We start from the raw sequence: 2328 nt of genomic DNA on the forward strand, positions 1-2328 counted from the left end.
GTCGTCGCCGACCCGGCCGCGGCCGAGACCCGCCTGCGCGCCGTGCTCGCGGAGGTCGGCGACGACCTGCGCGCCCGGTCCGCCGCGACGCCGAACGCCGACCTCCGGCAGATGCTCGAGGCGGCCGCCACCATGGCCGGCGACCCCGCGCTCGCCGCCGAGGCCGCCCGCCTCGTGCACGCCGGCACCGGCCCCGCCACCGCGCTGGACCAGGCCGTCGAGGGCTTCGCCGCCGTGTTCACCGCCGCCGGCGGCGACCTCGCCGAGCGCGCCACCGACCTGCGCAGCGTCCGGCACCGTGCCGTGGCCCGGCTGCTCGGCGTGCCCGAGCCGGGGCTGGCGGCGCTCGACGCCCCGGCCGTGGTCGTCGCTGACGACCTGTCCCCCGCCGACACCGCGGCGCTCGACCTGTCGAAGGTCGCCGCGATCGTCACCGAGCTCGGCGGCCCCACCAGCCACACCGCGATCGTCGCGGGCCAGCTCGGGCTGCCGTGCGTGGTCCGGGTCGCCGGCGCCACCGCGCTCGCCGCGGGCACGCCCGTCCTGGTCGACGCCGCCGCCGGCACCGTCGAGGTGTCGCCGTCCGCCGAGGCCGCCGACCTGGTGGCCCGGCGCGCGGCCGACGAGCGCCTGGTGGCCGGCGTCACCGGTCCCGGGGCCACCGCCGACGGCCACGCCGTCCCGCTGCTGGCCAACGTCGGCACCCCCGACGACGCCCGAGCCGCGGCGCCGGGCACCGAGGGCGTCGGCCTGTTCCGCACCGAGGTGCTGTTCCTCGACGCGCGCACCGAGCCCGCCGTCGCCGACCAGACCGCCGCCTACGCCGAGGTGATCGAGGCGTACGCGGGCCGCAAGGTCGTCATCCGGACGCTCGACGCCGGCGCCGACAAGCCGCTGGCGTTCGCCACCCAGGCCGACGAGGAGAACCCGGCGCTCGGCGTCCGCGGCTACCGGCTGGTCCGGTCGCTGCCCGGCATCGTCAGCCGGCAGCTCGAGGCCCTGGGCGCAGCCGTCCGCGCGCTGCCCGCCGACCGGCAGGCCGACGTGTGGGTCATGGCCCCGATGATCGCGACCCCCGCCGAGGCACGGGCGTTCGCGTCCGCCGCGCGCGAGGTGGGCATCGTCAAGGTCGGCGTCATGGTCGAGGTCCCCGCGGCCGCGCTGCTCGCCGAGGCGATCCTGGCCGAGGTCGACTTCGTCTCCCTGGGCACCAACGACCTGGCGCAGTACACGATGGCCGCCGACCGGCTGCGCGGCGAGCTCGCCGACCTGCTGGACCCGTGGCAGCCCGCCGTGCTGCACCTGGTGGCCGCGACCGCGTCGGCCGGCGTGCGCGTCGGCAAGCCGGTGGGCGTGTGCGGCGAGTCGGCCTCCGACCCGCTGATGGCGCTCGTGCTGGCCGGGCTCGGCATTACCAGCCTGTCGATGGCCGCGGGCCGGGTCCCAGCGGCGCGCTACGCGCTGCGGTCGCTGACCCTGGACGCGTGCCGGACGCTGGCCGCGGCCGCGCTGGCCGCGCCGGACGCGGCGTCGGCCCGGGCGGCGGTCCGCGCCGGCCTGGACGCCGACGTGGCGCGGGTCCTCCTCGGCGAGGGCTGACCGACCCCGCCGGGCGGGCTCCTACGCAGGCCCGCCCGGCGGCCCGTTCCGCCCGTGAGCCGGACGGAGTGGAGCGTCCTGCCCGACACGCCGGTGCGTGTCGGGCAGGACGCTCCCCTCGTCTCCAGCCGTGACTAGCCGAGGGCCAGGCGCACCACCGTGAAGCCGGCCGCCCCCACGACGGCCGCGCCCGGCAGCCAGCGCAGCACCGCGCGGGTCTGCCCGCCCACCCGGCCGAGCAGCACCACCAGCACCGCCGCGACGCCCGCGAACACCGCCGCGTCGCCCCAGTAGCCCAGCACCACGGCGTAGGTCACGACCGCCTCGGCGAGCCAGCAGGCCGCGAACAGCGCCGGGCCCAGCCCGCGCCATCGGCCCTCGGCCGTCCGCCACAGCCGCCCGGCCCAGCCGAACACCGGCCCGCCGACGACGCCGGACACCGCCCACACGGCGACCGACGCCGCCCCGACCCCGAACCCGCGCAGGTCGGCCACCAGGTAGTACCCCGCGACCTCGGCGGCGCAGGCGAGCAACCCCGCGACCGCCGCGACCCAGCCGCGCCGGGCGAGCGCGCCCACCAGGAACGAGGCCGCCAGCCAGGGGCTGACGGCGTTGGCCAGCCCCTGGAACCAGGACCCGCCGAGCAGGGTCTGGCCGAACGAGGTCAGCGCGCCGACCGCCAGGCCCGCGCCGACGGCGGCGGCGAGGACGGCGGGCGCGGGCCTGGCG

The 2328-nt window shown here is 79.2% G+C and carries 2 protein-coding genes; one reads left to right on the plus strand and one right to left on the minus strand.

Annotated elements, in window-relative coordinates; all coding sequences use genetic code 11:
* The coding region (gene ptsP, locus G6556_RS18425) for a phosphoenolpyruvate--protein phosphotransferase (RefSeq protein ID WP_205693753.1) at window positions 1-1599 on the plus strand (1599 nt) is incomplete at its 5' end.
* A gap of 134 nt (window positions 1600-1733) precedes the next feature.
* On the opposite strand, the gene G6556_RS18430 is transcribed toward ptsP, so the two are convergent.
* Window positions 1734-2328 (minus strand): DUF6518 family protein (locus tag G6556_RS18430; RefSeq protein ID WP_166944553.1); only part of this gene is annotated, 595 nt, incomplete at its 5' end.

This window comes from Cellulomonas sp. IC4_254 (genome assembly GCF_011603975.1).
GTDB lineage: Bacteria > Actinomycetota > Actinomycetes > Actinomycetales > Cellulomonadaceae > Cellulomonas.